Origin of the sequence: Arthrobacter globiformis (genome assembly GCF_030817195.1) — a bacterium.
GTDB lineage: Bacteria > Actinomycetota > Actinomycetes > Actinomycetales > Micrococcaceae > Arthrobacter > Arthrobacter globiformis_D.
On the sequence record NZ_JAUSYZ010000001.1, the window covers coordinates 3321578 to 3336970 of the forward strand.

Here is a 15393-nt window from a genome sequence, read left to right on the forward strand (position 1 = left end):
GGGGTCAACGCATTGGCGTCAGAGCACGTCGACCCCGTCGAGCCGCAGCTGCACCGGGTCCTCCGTGCGCTTCGCCGCGCCTGCGGCCTTCGCGGCCCGCAGCACCCTCGTGACGGTAGCGGCCTGCGCGTACGGAATGAACAGCAGCGTGCGCACATCCTCGTTTTCCGTCCTTGCCGTCTGCAGCAGCGGTGCCGGGCCCGCAACGCGCAGCTCCACGCCCTCGGCGGCGAGAAGCTTTGTGGCCGAGGCGGTGAAATGCCCGACGGCGGTGCTGCCGCCGGTGACGGCGGCTACCCTCACCGCCGGGGGAAGCTGCAGCTCAGCGCGCAGCCCCAGCTCACGCTGGGCATAACCGGCCGGGTCCCACCGAAGCAGCGCGCCGACGGCGGCAGTGTCGTCCGCGGTGATGACGACGATCCCGCCCTCAGTGAAAGGCCGGACGAGGGCAGCGGCGTTGAACCAGCGGCGTACGGCGTCCTCGCCCGCGCGCAGGTTCTCCCGGCGCAGCAGCGAGTCACCGTCGAGCAGCAGCGCCGCAGCGTACCCGCCCGGAGCCACAGGCTCGGCGCCCACCGTGGCCACCACCAGCGCACAGGCATCCGGCACCGTGGCCTTGACGTTCTGGCCGGAGGACGTGACCACGGCCTTGCCTGGAAACGCCCGGCCCAGCTCCTCAGCCGTGCGGAGCACGCCGGCCGCACCACGGCGCAGCCGGGTGCCGTTACAGTGCCCGCAGCGCCACTCCGGTGCCGGCGTCGAACACCACCGGCATTGGGGGACGGCGGCGCTGCCCGCAATGGCGAGCGGTCCCTGGCAGGATGGGCAGCGCGCCGGTTCCCGGCAGGTTTCGCACGCCAGCGACGGCGCATACCCGGCACGGGCAACCTGCACCAGGACCGGGCCGCGTTCCAGTGCTTCCTTGGCGGTGCGCCACGCTGCACCTGGCAGCCTTGCCAGCCGGGCGAGCGGGTCGCGCTCCTGCTCAAAGCTGTCGGCGGTGTTGAGGACCCGGGGCACCGTGCGGCGCAGCACCGTGCGTTCGGCTTCCACAGGCATCGCCCAGCCGGCGTCCACCAGCCGCTGCACCTCCGTGCTGCGCGCGTGACCTGCCAGCAGGCACGCAGCCCCCTCCTGCTCGGCACGGAGCAGCAGCACCTCGCGGGTGTGGGCGTACGGGGAACGCTGTTCGGTGTGGAGGTCGTCGCCGTCGTCCCAGCACACCACGAGTCCCAGGTTCTGTACCGGGGCGTAGGCCGCCGAGCGTGTGCCCACGGCGACGCCCGCGGAACCTTTGAGGATTCTGAGGTAGTTGCGGTACCTGGGTGACTGGCCGTCGTCGGCCGTCAGCCGGGCAACGTCATCGGCGGGAAGGATGTCCTCGAGGGCAGCCTGGACGCGGTCCAGATCGCGGTAGTCGGGAACGACGACGACGGCGCCGCGTCCGGATGCCCGGACCGCCGCCACAGCGTCCGCGATGAGCCGCGGCCAGCCGTCCGGGCCAAACCCCTGCAGCGAACTGAGGGCAGCCCTGGGTGAGCCTCCGGACGCAAGATGGCGGAGGAAGGCGGCGCCGTTGCGGTAGGCGGTCCAACCGGAGCCGGACAAGTCATGATCCGCCGCGGGAGGCCCGGCCGGCTCAGCGTCGGCAAGCTCCTTCTCCACCTTGACCACCCGCGGCGGGATAGCCACGCGGAGGACGTCGCTGACGGTGCCCGCGTAGCGTGCGGCCACGCGCCCGGCGAGTTCCTGCAGGGCCGTGGTCAGGACGGCGACCGGCGAGACGACCTTGTGCAGCGGGACGAGGGGCTGGCCGGCGTCGGACTCCTCAACCCGGTCCAGGATGTAGCCGCCGAGTTCCTGGCCGCTGAACTTCACGCGGACACGGACGCCCGGCTGGGCGTCCTCATCCAGTTCGGCCGGAACGCTGTAGTCGAAGGGCCGGTCCAGGTGCGGCAGCGACGACTCGATGAGCACGCGCGCCACCGGACGGTCGGCCGCCAGCGGCGGGCCGCTGGCCGGCCTGGCCGTGGCCGGAAACCCCTGCAGCAATGACAGCTGCTGTGGCTCCGGCGCGGGGTGCGCAGAGGTTGGGTGCGCAGACGTTGGGTGCGCAGACATGCGGTTCGAAGACCTGCTGTTCGAAGACCTGCTGTTCGAAGACATGCTGTTCAAAGACATGGCGCCTTACCTCCGTCCTGGCTTACTCATCAGCCAAGCACACGGGTCTGACATCCCGGTGCTGACGGCCGTGGACAGACGGCTCAGGCGTTGAAGTAGGCCTTCAGGTCATCCACGCGGTCCAGGCGCTCCCAGGTGAAGTCCGGATCATCGCGGCCGAAGTGGCCGTGGGCGGCCGTCTTGGCATAGATGGGCCGCTTCAGGTCCAGGGCGTCGATGATGGCCCGGGGGCGCAGGTCGAAAATCTCCGCAATCGCGGCGCTGATCTTGGCCGGGTCCACGGTCTCGGTCCCGAACGTCTCGACGTAGGTTCCCACCGGGCGGGCCTGGCCGATCGCGTAGGCGATCTGGATTTCGGCGCGCTTGGCGAGTCCCGCTGCCACCACGTTCTTGGCAACCCAGCGCATGGCGTACGCTGCGGAGCGGTCCACCTTGGACGGGTCCTTGCCGGAGAAGGCACCGCCGCCGTGGCGGGCCATGCCGCCGTAGGTGTCCACGATGATCTTGCGGCCGGTGAGGCCTGCATCGCCGACGGGGCCGCCGATCACGAAGGCGCCGGCCGGGTTCAGGATGTTGACCGTGCGGGAAATGTCCAGGTCCGCGAGGGCGAGGACGGGGTCAATGACGTGCGTCGCGAGGTCGGCCCGCAGCTGGTCAAGGCTGAAGCCGTCGGCGTGCTGGCTGGAGATCACGATGGTTTCCACCGAAACCGGCCGGTCGCCGTCGTAGCCGATGGTGGCCTGGGTCTTGCCGTCCGGGCGGAGGTAGGAGAGTTCGCCGTTCTTGCGGACCTCGGTGAGGCGCTCCGAGAGGCGGTGCGCGATCCAGATCGGCGTGGGCATGTAGGAGGGGGTCTCGTCGCTGGCGTAGCCGAACATCAGGCCCTGGTCGCCGGCGCCCTGGAGGTCGTAGTCGTCCTCCTGGCGGCCCTCGCGGGCTTCCAGGGAATTGAAGACACCGCCGGCGATGTCGTTGGACTGCTGGCCGATGGACACGGAAACGCCGCAGCGGGCGCCGTCGAAGCCGTTGGCGGAGGAGTCGTAGCCGATGCCCAGGATGGTCTCGCGGACGATCTGCGGGATTTCGACATAAGCGTCGGTGGTCACTTCGCCGGCGACATGGACCAGGCCGGTGGTGGCCATGGTTTCGACGGCGACGCGGGACTCGGGATCCTTGTCCAGCAGGGCGTCCAGGATCGCATCACTGATCTGGTCACAGATCTTGTCCGGGTGCCCTTCAGTGACCGACTCCGAGGTGAAGAGCCGAAGCGCGGCGGGCGTGGACCCGTGGGATTCTGGAATGTGCAGCGGTAAAGTCACTCAACTACCTTACTGGTTGGCAAACGGAGGGGCGGCAGCGTGTGTCCCCATGCTAAGGAGACGTTGCTTACGCCGGTCAGGTTCGCGGAAAGACCCGGCTTAGTTCGGAGCCGATGCGGTCAATGACGATGGCGGCGACGTCCTGCTTGGAGCCGGAGGCCGCCTGGGGCTCGGAACCGGCCCGCGAGAGGATCACCACGGAGTTGTGGTCCTGGCCGAACACCTTGTCAGCGCCCACGTGGTTCACCACCAGCAGGTCGCAGCCCTTGCGCTTCAGCTTGGCCTCCGCGTAGGACAGCACATCACCCTGCTCATCACCCGTCTCGGCGGCAAAGCCCACCACGAGCTGGCTGCTGCCGGCGGTGTCACGGACCGCGACGAGCTCGTGCAGGATGTCGGGGTTGCGGACCAGCGTGATCACGGGGTCGGCGGTGTCGTCCCGCTTCTTGATCTTGCTTCCGGAGACCTCCGCCGGCCGGAAGTCGGCCACCGCCGCCGCCATGATGACGACGTCGGAATCGGCTGCCGCTGCCAGCATGACTTCGCGGAGCTGCAGGGCCGTTTCGACGGCGATGAGTTCGACGCCCGCCGGGGCGGGCACTTCCATGTGGGCGGCTACGAGCCGCACGGTGGCTCCGGCGTCGCGGGCGGCGGCGGCCAGCGCCACGCCCTGTTTGCCGGAGGAGCGGTTGCCCAGGAACCGGACGGGGTCCAGGGGCTCCCGGGTGCCGCCGGCGCTGATGGTCACGGTGCGGCCGGCCAGCGGGAGATGCGCCGGAACGCCCGTGTCCTGCATCAGGGCGATGGCGGCGTCGAAGATGGCTTCGGGCTCGGGCAACCGGCCGGGCCCGGAGTCGCTGCCGGTCAGCCTTCCGCTGGCGGGTTCCAGGACGGTCACGCCACGGCTGCGCAGAGTTTCGACGTTGGCCTGGGTGGCCGCATGCTGCCACATCTCGGTATGCATGGCCGGGGCGAACAGCACCGGGCCGCTCGCCATGAGAAGCGTGTTGGTAAGCAGGTCATTAGCCTGGCCGGTGGCGGCACGGGCCAGGAGATCGGCGGTGGCGGGGGCCACCACGATCAGGTCTGCCTCGTGGCCCAGCCGGACGTGCTTCACCTGGTCAACGTCGTCGAAGACGCTGTTGGTCACCGGGTTACCGGACAGCGCCTCCCATGTGGCCACGCCGACGAAGCGGGTGGCTGCTTCCGTGGGAATGACGGTGACGTCATGGCCGGCTTCAGTAAAAAGCCGGAGGAGCGATGCCACCTTGTAGGCGGCGATCCCTCCCCCGACTCCGAGGACTATGCGCACGTGAACTCCGTCAGCAGGCAGTCTGTTTACTCTGCGGTGGTTACTCTGCAGCTTCGATCGGCGTGGAAACCAGCTTGCCTTCGTTGATCTCGCGCAGGGCGATGGACAGCGACTTCTCGTTCAGCTTGGTGTCAACCAGCGGTCCGACGTACTCGAAGAGGCCCTCGTGCAGCTGTGCGTAGTAGGCGTTGATCTGGCGTGCACGCTTGGCACCGAAGATCACCAGGCCGTACTTGGAATCGGCTGCCTCGAGCAGCGAATCGATCGGCGGGTTGATGATGCCTTCAAGGTTCGTGGACACGAATTCTCCAAATATCTAGCGGGCTGATGGCGTCTGCGGCTGGCGCGGGTGCGGGGTCAGCCCCATGAGTGAAACAAGCTCGTCCGCTGCCCGGCGGACGTCGTCATTGATGACGGTGTGGTCGAACTCCGGTTCAGCAGCAAGCTCTACTTTACCGGTTTCCAGCCGGCGCTGCTGTTCCTCGACCGATTCCGTGCCGCGGCCCACCAGCCGGCGGACCAGTTCTTCCCAGCTGGGCGGTGCCAGGAACACGAACTGGGCATCCGGAACCGCCTGCTTCACCTGGCGTGCCCCCTGCAGGTCGATCTCCAGCAGCACGGAGCGGCCCTCGGCGATTGCCTGGTTGACGGTGCTCTTCAGGGTTCCGTAGGTGTTCTGCCCGTGCACCACGGCCCACTCCAGGAATTCGCCGGCGGCCACGAGGGACTCGAACTCTTCCTTGGACTTGAAGTAGTAGTGCACGCCGTCGATCTCACCGGGCCGCGGGGCCCGGGTGGTGGCCGAAACGGACAGCCAGACTTCGGGGTAGTTGTCGCGGATATAGGTGGACACGGTGCCTTTGCCAACAGCCGTAGGACCAGCGAGGACTGTCAGTCCGGGTTTGTTGCTCACGTATTCCTTTGGGCGGTCTGCAGATGAATCTGTTCGGATAAAGCTATTTCTCGTTCATAAAATCTACCAGCGCCCGGCGCTGGTGAATGCCCAGCCCACGGACCCTGCGGGACGCTGCGATGCCGAGGCTGTCCATGATGGCCGCGGCCCGGACCTTTCCGATCCCCGGCAGGGCCTCAAGGAGTTCCGAAACGCGCATCCGCGCTATGGCCTCCTCGGTGCCGCCGGAGTCCAGGATCTGGGCCACGGTCAGCTCTCCGGATTTGAGCCGTTCCTTGGCCGAGGCCCTGGCAGCCCTTGCCGCCGCGGCCTTCCTGAGTGCGTCGGAACGTTCCTGCGGTGACAAGGGTCGCAAGCTCACGGTCATTTCCCCTGGGGTCAGCCAACGGATCCGCGGCCGGCGGCGTTGAAGCAGCCACGGATTTGTCCTGAACCTACTCCCTGCCGGCCGGAGAAATCAATGGACTATTCGGAGCGGAGTCCGGCGAGGGTACGCTGCGCCGCCTCGGTCAGCTCCCGGACGCCGGGGCCGGCCTTGAGGATGTCGCGGCTGGAGGTTCCCAGGACCTGGGAGTAGGCGCCGCCGAACGTCCTCCGCAGGTCTGCGGGTGTGGCCCCCTGGGCGCCCAGGCCCGGCGCGAGGATCGGGCCGCGGACGGCGGCCAGATCCAGCTGCAGGTCGGCCAGCGCCGTGCCCACGGTGGCTCCCACCACAAGGCCCACCGAGCCCAGGGGCCCGGAGTAGCGTTCGTTCTCCGCGGCTGCGGCCTCAACAATCCGGCGCGCCACGGAATCGCTTCCGCCGACGTGCTGCACAGAAGCGCCCTCCGGGTTGGAGGTCAGCGCCAGGACAAACACGCCCCGGCCGTGCTCGGCAGCGAGATCCAGGGCCGGCCGGAGGGACTCGAAGCCCAGGTACGGGCTCAGGGTCACGGAATCCGCGGCGAGGGCAGAGCCGTCACGGAGCCAGGCGTCGGCGTACGCGGCCATGGTGGACCCGATATCGCCGCGCTTGGCGTCCGCGATGGTCAGCACCCCCTCGTCCCGTGCCACGGCAAGAACTTCTTCCAGCACGGCCATGCCGGCCGAACCGTGGCGTTCGTAGAGCGCCACCTGCGGCTTGACCGCGGCAGCGAGTGAACTGACTGCCTCCAGGGCGGTGAGCGAGAAGCGCCTGAGGCCGGCGGCGTCGTCGTCCAGTCCCCAGCTCTTCAGCAGGGCGGGGTGCGGGTCAATGCCGACACACAGCGGACCGCGGTCCGCCATGGCCCGGCCCAGCCGGGAGCCGAACGACTCCCGGCCAGCGCCTGCGGCAATGCTGCCGCCTGCGGCAATGTTGCCGCCCGCGGAAGTGTTCCCTGCCTCAGGCATTCTGCGCTGCCGGGCTCTGTGCGGCTGCCTTCTGCAGCGCTGCCTCCTGCGAGGCAACGAGCGCCGCGGCGTGCTCCTGCAGGCTGGTCACGGACCAGGCGTAGGTGCGCAGTGCCTCGATGGCCTGGACGGCGGCGTTGAACTCGGCCACCGTGGTGATGCAGGGGATGCCGATGGAGGTAGCCGCGGCACGGAGTTCGTACCCGTCGCTGCGGGCCTCGCCGCCGGAGGGGGTGTTGAACACCATGTCGATTTCGCCGGCAATCACGAGGTCGGCGATGGTGCCTTCACCTTCGGCGCTGCTGCCCTCGGCCACCTTGCGCACCGGGGTGGCCTGGATGCCGTTGCGGCGCAGCACGTCGGCGGTGCCGCCTGTGGAGACGATCTCGAAGCCGAGGTCGGAGAGGCGCTTGACGCCCATGATCACCGAGCGCTTGTCCCGGTTCGCCACGGAGACGAAGATCTTGCCTTCCGTGGGCAGGGCGTTGTTTGCAGCAGCCTGGCTCTTGGCGAAGGCGGTGTCGAAGTGCTTGTCGATACCCATGACCTCGCCGGTGGAGCGCATCTCCGGTCCGAGCAGCGAGTCAACGACCTTGCCCTCCGGGGTGCGGAAGCGGCTGAACGGCAGGACCGCTTCCTTGACGGAGACGGGCGCGTCCAGCGGCAGCGTGGAGCCGTCGCCGGTTTCCGGCAGTATCTTGTACGCGCTGCGGAGCTGGCCGATGGTCACACCGGTGCCGATCAGGGCAGCGGCCTTGGCCATCTGCACTCCGGTGGCCTTGGACACGAAGGGCACGGTCCGGGAGGCGCGCGGGTTGGCTTCCAGGACGTACAGGACGTCGGAGGCCAGCGCGAACTGGATGTTGATGAGGCCGCGGACGCCCACACCCTCGGCGATGGCCCGGGTGGCGGTGCGGACGCGTTCCAGCACGTTGTTGCCCAGAGTAATCGGCGGCAGGACGCAGGCTGAGTCGCCGGAGTGAATGCCGGCCTCCTCGATGTGCTCCATGATGCCGCCCAGGTACATGTCCGTGCCGTCGAACAGCGCGTCGACGTCGATCTCGACGGCGTCTTCGAGGAACCGGTCGATCAGCACCGGGTGCTCGGCGGTGATCTCGGTGGCGTTGGCGATGTAGCGGGACAGGTTCGGCTCGTCGTAGACGATCTCCATGCCGCGGCCGCCCAGGACGTAGGACGGGCGGACCAGGACGGGGTAACCGATTTCGTCGGCGATCTTCTTGGCGTCCTCGAAGGAAACGGCGGTGCCGTTCTTCGGGGAAACCAGGCCGGCCTCGTCCAGCACGCGGGCGAAGGCGCCGCGGTGTTCGGCGAGGTCGATCGCTTCCGGCGAGGTGCCCAGGATGGGCACCCCGGCGTCGGCCAGCTGCTGGGCCAGCTTCAGCGGGGTCTGGCCGCCGAGCTGGACGAAGACGCCCATCACGCCGCCGGTGCGTTCCTCGGCGGCGATGACCTCGAGGACGTCCTCGAGGGTCAGCGGCTCGAAGTACAGCCGGGTGGAGATGTCGTAGTCGGTGGAGACGGTTTCCGGGTTGCAGTTGACCATGACGGTCTCGTAGCCGGCCTTGCGCAGCGCCATGGAGGCGTGAACGCAGGAGTAGTCGAACTCGATGCCCTGGCCAATGCGGTTGGGACCGGAGCCGAGGATGAGGATGGACGGCTTGGAGTGCAGCGCCACCTCGTCCTCTTCGTCGTAGGCCGAGTAGTGGTACGGCGTGTAGGCGGCAAACTCGGCGGCGCAGGTGTCCACGGTCTTGTAGACCGGGCGGATGTCCAGTGCCTGCCGGACGCCGCGGACCACGGCCTCGGAGTTGTGCGTCAGCGAGCCGATCTGCTCGTCGGAGAAGCCGTGCCGCTTGGCGCGGCGGAGCATGTCCTCCGTGAGGGCGCCGGAGCCGCCGATCTCGTGGGAGATCTCGTTGAGCAGCTGGAGCTGGTCCAGGAACCAGGGGTCAATCTTCGTGGCCTCGTGGAGTTCCTCCACGCTGGCGCCGCCGAGCAGGGCGCGCTGCACCTGGTGCAGGCGTTCCGTCGTCGGGCGCTTGGCCTTTTCGATGAGCTCCGGCACTTCCCATTCGGGGACCGAGCTGAAGTCCAGCTGCGAGCCCTTCTGTTCGAGGGAGCGCAGGGCCTTCTGGAGGGCTTCGGTGAAGTTGCGGCCCATGGCCATGGCCTCGCCCACCGACTTCATGGTGGTGGTGAGGGTGGGGTCGGCGGCCGGGAACTTCTCGAACGCGAACCGCGGGACCTTGACCACCACGTAGTCGAGCGTGGGCTCGAAGGAGGCGGGAGTCTTCTGCGTGATGTCGTTGGGAATCTCGTCCAGGGTGTAGCCGAGCGAGAGCTTGGTGGCGATCTTGGCGATCGCGAAGCCCGTGGCCTTGGACGCCAGCGCCGAGGAGCGGGACACGCGCGGGTTCATTTCGATGACCACGACGCGGCCGGTCGCGGGATCGATGGCGAACTGGATGTTGCAGCCGCCGGTGTCCACGCCGACTTCACGGATGACCGCGATGGAGATGTCGCGCAGCCGCTGGTATTCGCGGTCAGTGAGGGTCAGTGCCGGGGCAACGGTGATGGAGTCGCCGGTGTGCACGCCCACGGGATCAAAGTTCTCGATGGAACAGACGACAACCACGTTGTCGTTCTTGTCCCGCATCATCTCGAGCTCGTATTCCTTCCAGCCCAGGATGCTCTCTTCGAGCAGCACCTCGCTGGTGGGGCTGTACTGCAGGCCCTGGCCGACGATGCGGCGCAGGTCCTCTTCGTTGTAGGCCAGGCCGGAACCGAGGCCGCCCATGGTGAAGGAGGGGCGGACCACCATGGGGTAGCCGAGGTCGTCGGCTGCCTTCAGGGCCTCGTCCATGGTGTGGATGATGTGGCTGCGGGCGGATTCGGCGCCGCAGCGCTCCACGACGCCCTTGAACTTCTCGCGGTCCTCGCCGAGCTCGATCGCGGCGATGTTCGCGCCGATCAGTTCCACGTTGTACTTCTCCAGCACACCGTTCTTGTCCAGCGCGATGGCGGTGTTCAGGGCCGTCTGGCCGCCCAGGGTGGGCAGCACGGCGTCCGGGCGCTCCTTGGCGATGATCTTCTCCACCACCTCGGGGGTGATGGGCTCGATGTAGGTGGCGTCGGCGAACTCCGGGTCGGTCATGATGGTGGCCGGGTTGGAGTTCACGAGGATGACGCGCAGGCCTTCCTCCTTGAGGACGCGAAGGGCCTGCGTGCCGGAGTAGTCGAATTCGGCGGCCTGGCCGATGACGATCGGGCCGGAACCGATGACCAGGACGCTCTTAAGGTCAGTTCTCTTGGGCATTACTTCTTGTCCTCAGTCTTGTTGTCAGTCGTGTTCGGCTCGGCGGCCTGGTTTTGAAGGGCACCGTTCTGCTGGGCCTCTGCAGGGTGCTGGGCGTCCACGGGTTCCTTGGAGAGGTTGGCGGTGCGGCCGTCCCGGGTTCCTTCCATCAGCTCGATGAAACGGTCGAAAAGGTACGCGGCGTCGTGCGGGCCGGCGGCGGCTTCGGGGTGGTACTGGACAGAGAAAGCCGGGATGTCCAGGCAGGCCAGGCCCTCCACGACCTCGTCGTTCAGGCTGACGTGGCTGACCTCGACCCGCCCGTAGCGCTCTTCCGGCGCGTTGGTGGGTCCGTCCAGCGGGGCGTCGACGGCGAAGCCGTGGTTCTGCGAGGTGATCTCCACCTTGCCCGTGCGGCGGTCCATGACGGGCTGGTTGATGCCCCGGTGGCCGTAGCGCAGCTTGTAGGTGCCGAAGCCGAGGGCGCGGCCCAGGATCTGGTTGCCGAAGCAGATGCCGAAGTACGGCAGCTTCTCGTCCAGGACGGTGCGGAGCAGCTTGACCTGGTTGTCGGCGGTGGCGGGGTCGCCGGGGCCGTTGGACATGAAGAAGCCGTCGGGGCTGACGGCCTTGACGTCGTCGATGGTGGCCGTGGCGGGCAGCACGTGCACGCGGACGCCGCGCTCAGCGAAGCGCACCGGCGTCATGGCCTTGATGCCGAGGTCGATCGCCGCGATGCTGAAGCGCGCGTCGCCGTCCCAGCCGTGGTCCTTGGGCTCCACGACGTAGGCTTCATCGATGCTGACTTCCTCGGCAAGCCGGGCGCCCTCCATCGGCTCACTGGCGAGCACGGCGTCGATGAGTTCCTTGTCGGTCGCCTTGGCCGCCTCGCCGGAGAAGATGCCGGCGCGCATGGTCTTGTGCTCGCGCAGGTGGCGGGTGATGGCCCGGGTGTCCACGCCCTGGATGCCGACGATGCCCTGCTCGACGAGTTCAGAGTCGAGAGACCGCTCAGACCGCCAGTTGGACGGACGGCGGGCGGCGTCACGGACGATGTAGCCGGCCACCCAGATGCGGCGGGATTCGGCGTCCTCGCTGTTCACACCGGTGTTGCCGATGTGCGGTGCCGTCTGCACCACCAGCTGGCGCGCGTAGGACGGGTCCGTAATGGTCTCCTGGTAACCGGTCATGCCGGTGGCGAAGACCGCTTCCCCCAGGGCGGTGCCCTGCGCGCCGTAGCTGCGGCCGCGGAAGATGCGGCCGTCTTCGAGCACCAGGACGGCGGGGGCGGAGCTTGCTGTGTTGTTGTCCGTCACTTTATTACTTTCCACTATGGGCACCTGTCTGAGGGCCTGGGGAGATCATTTCCTGAAGTTGTTGAAGGATGGCCGGCTTGTCCGCGGCGCGGCGGGTGCGGAAGCCGGTGTCCAGGGCGTGGGTTCCGAGCATCCAGCTGAGGATCAGCAGCCCGTCCTTTTCCACGAACTTACCTGCCATGCCGCTGTCCTGCCGGACGCCCGCCAAAGTGGCCGCCGGGATGAACAGCGGACCGGCGCCGGAGCGGTCCAGGAGCACGCCCTCCGGATGGATGGAAAGCTGCGCGTTGGTGCGGATGCCGAGGCCGTGCACGGCAATCCTGTCCAGCCAGTCACCCGCGGTGGTCGAGGCCACATACTGGCCCTCCGCCGAGAGCAGCGGTTCGCCCAGCCCGGCAGGAACCGCGGGCAGCGCCTCGATCCCGGTTTGCCGCCGGAGCCGGTTGCGCCAGCCCAGCCACATCAGGCCAAGGACGACGGCGACAAGCACCGCCGTGATCAGCCCGGCGAGGAGTTCCTTTTCCATCAGTTCGCACCCGCGGCGCCGGCAACCGGCGCTTCGGAGGGGTAGCGGTAGGGCGTGTTGAGCTTGCCGTCCAGGACCGTGGGGTGGCCCCTGAAGAACGTGGCCACCACCTTGCCGGGGAGTTCCATGCCGCGGAACGGCGAGTTGCGTCCCATCGTTGCCATCGCGGAAGGATCCACGGTCCAGCGCGCGGCCGGATCCACGAGGACGATGTTGGCGGGTTCGCCCTTTTCGAGCGGCCGGCCCTGGTCCGTGAGCCGTCCGATGCCGGCCGGCGCGGTGGAGGTGACCCTGGCAAAGTCGGCCCAGGTCATGAGGCCGGTCTCGATCATGGCGTGCTGGACCACGGACAGGGCGGTTTCCAGCCCCGTCATGCCCATGGCCGCCTGCGCCCACTCGCACTCCTTGTGCTCGCTCGGGTGCGGGGCGTGGTCGGTGCCGACGACGTCGATGGTGCCGTCGGCGAGGGCGGCGCGCAGTGCCTGGACGTCGTCGTTGGTGCGCAGCGGCGGGTTGACCTTGTAGACGGGGTCGTAGCTGCGGACCAGGTCATCGGTGAGCAGCAGGTGGTGCGGCGTCACTTCGGCGGTGACGTTGATGCCGCGGCCCTTGGCCCAGCGGATGATCTCCACTGAACCCGCGGTGGACACGTGGCAGACGTGGAGCCGGGAGCCCACGTGCTGGGCCAGCAGGACGTCGCGGGCGATGATGCTTTCCTCGGCGACGGCCGGCCAGCCGGTCAGGCCGAGGACTGCGGACACTTCGCCTTCGTTCATCTGGGCACCGGCGGTGAGGCGCGGTTCCTGCGCGTGCTGGGCCACCACGCCGTCGAACGCCTTGACGTACTCGAGGGCGCGGCGCATCAGGACGGGATCGTGGACGCAGATGCCGTCGTCGGAGAACATGCGGACCTGGGCGCGGGAATCGGCCATCGCGCCGAGCTCGGCGAGCTGCTCGCCGGCCAGCCCCACGGTGACGGCGCCCACCGGGCGGACATCCACCCAGCCGGCGGACCGGCCCAGGCTGTAGACCTGTTCCACCACACCGGCGGTGTCAGCCACCGGTGTGCTGTTGGCCATGGCGTGCACGGCGGTGAAGCCGCCGAGCGCTGCGGCGCGCGTGCCGGTTTCCACCGTTTCGGCGTCTTCGCGGCCCGGTTCACGGAGGTGGGTGTGGACGTCCACCATGCCCGGCAGGGCGACGAGGCCGTCGGCGTCAATCACCGTGGCTCCGTCCGCTGCGTCTGTCTTCGACAGATCGGAGCCCCGGGCCGTGATCACGCCGTCGCGGATGAGCAGGTCCTCGCGGTCGCCGCCAAGGATCGCGGCGCCCCGGATCAGGTACGTGGTTTCGTCAGCCATCAGTTGCTCTCCTTCAGGGTGGTGGCTGGTTCACGGGTATCCCCGGAGAGCAGCAGGTACAGGGCGGCCATGCGGATCGACACGCCGTTCTTGACCTGTGCGAGCACGGTGGAACGGGGCGAATCGGCGGCGGCCGCGGAAATTTCCAGGCCCCGGTTCATGGGTCCGGGGTGCATGATGATGGTGTCCTTCAGGCCCAGCCTGTCCAGCGCGCGGAGCCTGTTGTCGTCGAAGCCCCAACGGCGGGAGTACTCCCGGGTGGACGGGAAGAACGAGGCGTTCATCCGCTCGCCCTGGACGCGGAGCATCATTACCGCGTCGACGCCCTTTTCCAGGGTCTCGTCCATGTCATAGCTGATGCTGCAGGGCCACTGTTCGACGCCGATGGGCAACAGTGTGGGCGGCGCCACCAGGGTGACGTCGGCGCCGAGCGTGCGCAGCAGCCAGACGTTGGACCGCGCCACCCGGGAGTGCAGGACGTCCCCGGCGATGGCGACGCGCATGCCGCGCAGGTCCGCCCCCGTGGAGGGCAGGCCGGAGAGTTTGGTCCAGTGCCGCCGCATGGTGAAGGCGTCCAGCAGTGCCTGGGTGGGGTGTTCGTGGGTGCCGTCGCCGGCGTTGATCACTGCGGCATCGATCCAGTCGGTGGCCGCCAACCGGTGCGGGGCACCGGAGGCCCAGTGGCGGATGACGACGGCGTCGGCCCCCATGGCGGACAGCGTCTGGGCGGTGTCCTTGAGGGACTCGCCCTTGGAGACCGACGAGCCCTTGGCGGCGAAGTTGATGACGTCCGCCGAGAGCCGCTTGGCTGCGGCTTCGAAGGAAATGCGGGTCCTGGTGGAATCCTCGAAGAACAGGTTCACCACGGTCCGTCCGCGCAGGGCGGGAAGCTTCTTGACTTCGCGCTCCCCCACGGTCGACATCTCTTCGGCGGTGTCGAGGATGCGGACGGCGTTGGCCAGGCTGAGGTCTTCGGTGGAGAGCAGGTGCTTCATGCGCCGCCCTCGATTACCACTTCGTTGACTGCCTGGCCGTCGACGGCATCGGTCTCCTCAAGCCGGACCCGGACCTTTTCTGCGGAGGAGGTGGGAAGGTTCTTGCCCACGTGGTCGGCGCGGATGGGAAGTTCGCGGTGGCCCCGGTCAATCAGGACAGCCAGGCGGACAATGCGCGGCCGGCCGAGGTCCACCAGCGCGTCCAGGGCGGCGCGGATGGTCCGGCCGGAGTACAGGACGTCGTCAATCAGCACAACGACCTTGTTGTCGATGCCCGTCAGCGGCAGCTGCGTGTGGTGCGGCGGCCTGGTGGGCTGGGAGGAGAGATCGTCCCGGAACATGGTGACGTCCAGCTGGCCGACAATGGCGCTGGCATCCACTGCGGGATCGGCGGAGGCGATTTTCTGGGCGAGCCGGACGGCAAGCGGGTAGCCGCGGCGGGGAATGCCCAGCAGCACCAGGTCCTGGGAGCCCTTGTTGGCCTCAAGGATTTCATGGGCGATACGAGTGAGGGCACGGTCAATGTCCGCCTGGTTAAGAACAACCCTGGCCGGAACCGGTGCCTGCGTGACAGGAGTCATCGCTCGTCTCCCCTTTCCCCGCCTCACGGGACGGAATTAAAAAAGGAACATTTGCCTTCCAAAATTACCACACGGGCGCCTGCCCCCGGCCCCGCCAGAAGGCGTCGTCCGTCACACCAGGGGGCACTGTGGTTTGTTGCGCTCCCCGGCGCCGCCAGCCCCTGTGCTTTGTTGCCTACCCTGCGGCACATAGGCTCGTATC

Annotated in this window: 14 protein-coding genes; 1 reads left to right on the plus strand and 13 read right to left on the minus strand. The window is 68.1% G+C overall.

Annotated features, from left to right (window positions below; all coding sequences use genetic code 11):
* Positions 1 to 18: 18 nt before the first annotated feature.
* The gene (locus tag QF036_RS15030; RefSeq protein ID WP_307103109.1) at positions 19 to 2121 is read right to left on the minus strand and encodes a primosomal protein N'; all 2103 of its coding nucleotides are present in this window, start codon (positions 2119 to 2121) and stop codon (positions 19 to 21) included.
* Between QF036_RS15030 and QF036_RS15035 the strand changes: the two genes are divergently transcribed.
* A complete protein-coding gene (locus QF036_RS15035) occupies positions 2120 to 2275 on the plus strand; it encodes a hypothetical protein (protein ID WP_307103111.1) in 156 nt (51 codons plus the stop codon). The genes QF036_RS15030 and QF036_RS15035 overlap by 2 nt on opposite strands.
* On the opposite strand, the gene metK is transcribed toward QF036_RS15035, so the two are convergent.
* The 12 genes from metK to pyrR form a co-directional block, all read right to left on the minus strand.
* The gene (gene metK, locus QF036_RS15040) at positions 2265 to 3500 is read right to left on the minus strand and encodes a methionine adenosyltransferase (protein WP_307103113.1); all 1236 of its coding nucleotides are present in this window, start codon (positions 3498 to 3500) and stop codon (positions 2265 to 2267) included. The two genes, QF036_RS15035 and metK, sit on opposite strands and share 11 nt — an antisense overlap.
* A gap of 76 nt (positions 3501 to 3576) precedes the next feature.
* Positions 3577 to 4812, minus strand: a complete 1236-nt coding sequence (coaBC, locus tag QF036_RS15045) for a bifunctional phosphopantothenoylcysteine decarboxylase/phosphopantothenate--cysteine ligase CoaBC (RefSeq protein ID WP_307103115.1) — start codon at positions 4810 to 4812, stop codon at positions 3577 to 3579.
* A gap of 40 nt (positions 4813 to 4852) precedes the next feature.
* Complete coding sequence (gene rpoZ, locus QF036_RS15050; protein ID WP_003800778.1) at positions 4853 to 5113, minus strand: DNA-directed RNA polymerase subunit omega; 261 nt, start codon at positions 5111 to 5113, stop codon at positions 4853 to 4855.
* 15 nt (positions 5114 to 5128) lie between these two features.
* A complete protein-coding gene (gmk, locus tag QF036_RS15055; RefSeq protein WP_307103118.1) occupies positions 5129 to 5725 on the minus strand; it encodes a guanylate kinase in 597 nt (198 codons plus the stop codon).
* 43 nt (positions 5726 to 5768) lie between these two features.
* Positions 5769 to 6092, minus strand: a complete 324-nt coding sequence (gene mihF / locus QF036_RS15060; protein WP_043418338.1) for an integration host factor, actinobacterial type — start codon at positions 6090 to 6092, stop codon at positions 5769 to 5771.
* Between the two features lie 98 nt (positions 6093 to 6190).
* Positions 6191 to 7096 carry an orotidine-5'-phosphate decarboxylase gene (gene pyrF / locus QF036_RS15065; RefSeq protein ID WP_307103120.1) on the minus strand — a complete coding sequence of 302 codons (906 nt, stop codon included), beginning with the start codon at positions 7094 to 7096 and terminating at the stop codon, positions 6191 to 6193.
* On the minus strand, positions 7089 to 10433 hold the full coding sequence (carB, locus tag QF036_RS15070; protein WP_307103122.1) for a carbamoyl-phosphate synthase large subunit: 3345 nt from the start codon (positions 10431 to 10433) through the stop codon (positions 7089 to 7091). The genes pyrF and carB overlap by 8 nt, the downstream gene beginning before the upstream one ends.
* Positions 10433 to 11752 carry a glutamine-hydrolyzing carbamoyl-phosphate synthase small subunit gene (gene carA / locus QF036_RS15075; protein WP_307103124.1) on the minus strand — a complete coding sequence of 440 codons (1320 nt, stop codon included), beginning with the start codon at positions 11750 to 11752 and terminating at the stop codon, positions 10433 to 10435. Before carA ends, carB begins: the two co-directional genes overlap by 1 nt.
* The gene (locus QF036_RS15080) at positions 11733 to 12254 is read right to left on the minus strand and encodes a PH-like domain-containing protein (protein WP_307103126.1); all 522 of its coding nucleotides are present in this window, start codon (positions 12252 to 12254) and stop codon (positions 11733 to 11735) included. The genes carA and QF036_RS15080 overlap by 20 nt, the downstream gene beginning before the upstream one ends.
* Entirely contained in the window at positions 12254 to 13615 is a 1362-nt protein-coding gene (locus QF036_RS15085) for a dihydroorotase (protein WP_307103128.1), read from the minus strand. Before QF036_RS15085 ends, QF036_RS15080 begins: the two co-directional genes overlap by 1 nt.
* Entirely contained in the window at positions 13615 to 14610 is a 996-nt protein-coding gene (locus QF036_RS15090) for an aspartate carbamoyltransferase catalytic subunit (protein ID WP_307103130.1), read from the minus strand. Before QF036_RS15090 ends, QF036_RS15085 begins: the two co-directional genes overlap by 1 nt.
* Positions 14607 to 15191 (minus strand): bifunctional pyr operon transcriptional regulator/uracil phosphoribosyltransferase PyrR, encoded by a 585-nt coding sequence (gene pyrR, locus QF036_RS15095; RefSeq protein WP_307103131.1) that lies wholly within the window; start codon positions 15189 to 15191, stop codon positions 14607 to 14609. Before pyrR ends, QF036_RS15090 begins: the two co-directional genes overlap by 4 nt.
* Positions 15192 to 15393 lie beyond the last annotated feature (202 nt).

Bases quoted from the DNA above. Each gene is read 5' to 3' on its own strand.
- pyrR (WP_307103131.1), bottom strand. From the start codon at position 15,191: ATGACTCCTGTCACGCAGGCACCGGTTCCGGCCAGGGTTGTTCTTAAC.
- pyrF (WP_307103120.1), bottom strand. From the start codon at position 7,096: ATGCCTGAGGCAGGGAACACTTCCGCGGGCGGCAACATTGCCGCAGGC.
- QF036_RS15080 (WP_307103126.1), bottom strand. From the start codon at position 12,254: ATGGAAAAGGAACTCCTCGCCGGGCTGATCACGGCGGTGCTTGTCGCC.
- mihF (WP_043418338.1), bottom strand. From the start codon at position 6,092: ATGACCGTGAGCTTGCGACCCTTGTCACCGCAGGAACGTTCCGACGCA.
- QF036_RS15030 (WP_307103109.1), bottom strand. From the start codon at position 2,121: ATGTCTGCGCACCCAACGTCTGCGCACCCAACCTCTGCGCACCCCGCG.
- QF036_RS15035 (WP_307103111.1), top strand. From the start codon at position 2,120: ATGCGGTTCGAAGACCTGCTGTTCGAAGACCTGCTGTTCGAAGACATG.
- carB (WP_307103122.1), bottom strand. From the start codon at position 10,433: ATGCCCAAGAGAACTGACCTTAAGAGCGTCCTGGTCATCGGTTCCGGC.
- QF036_RS15085 (WP_307103128.1), bottom strand. From the start codon at position 13,615: ATGGCTGACGAAACCACGTACCTGATCCGGGGCGCCGCGATCCTTGGC.
- QF036_RS15090 (WP_307103130.1), bottom strand. From the start codon at position 14,610: ATGAAGCACCTGCTCTCCACCGAAGACCTCAGCCTGGCCAACGCCGTC.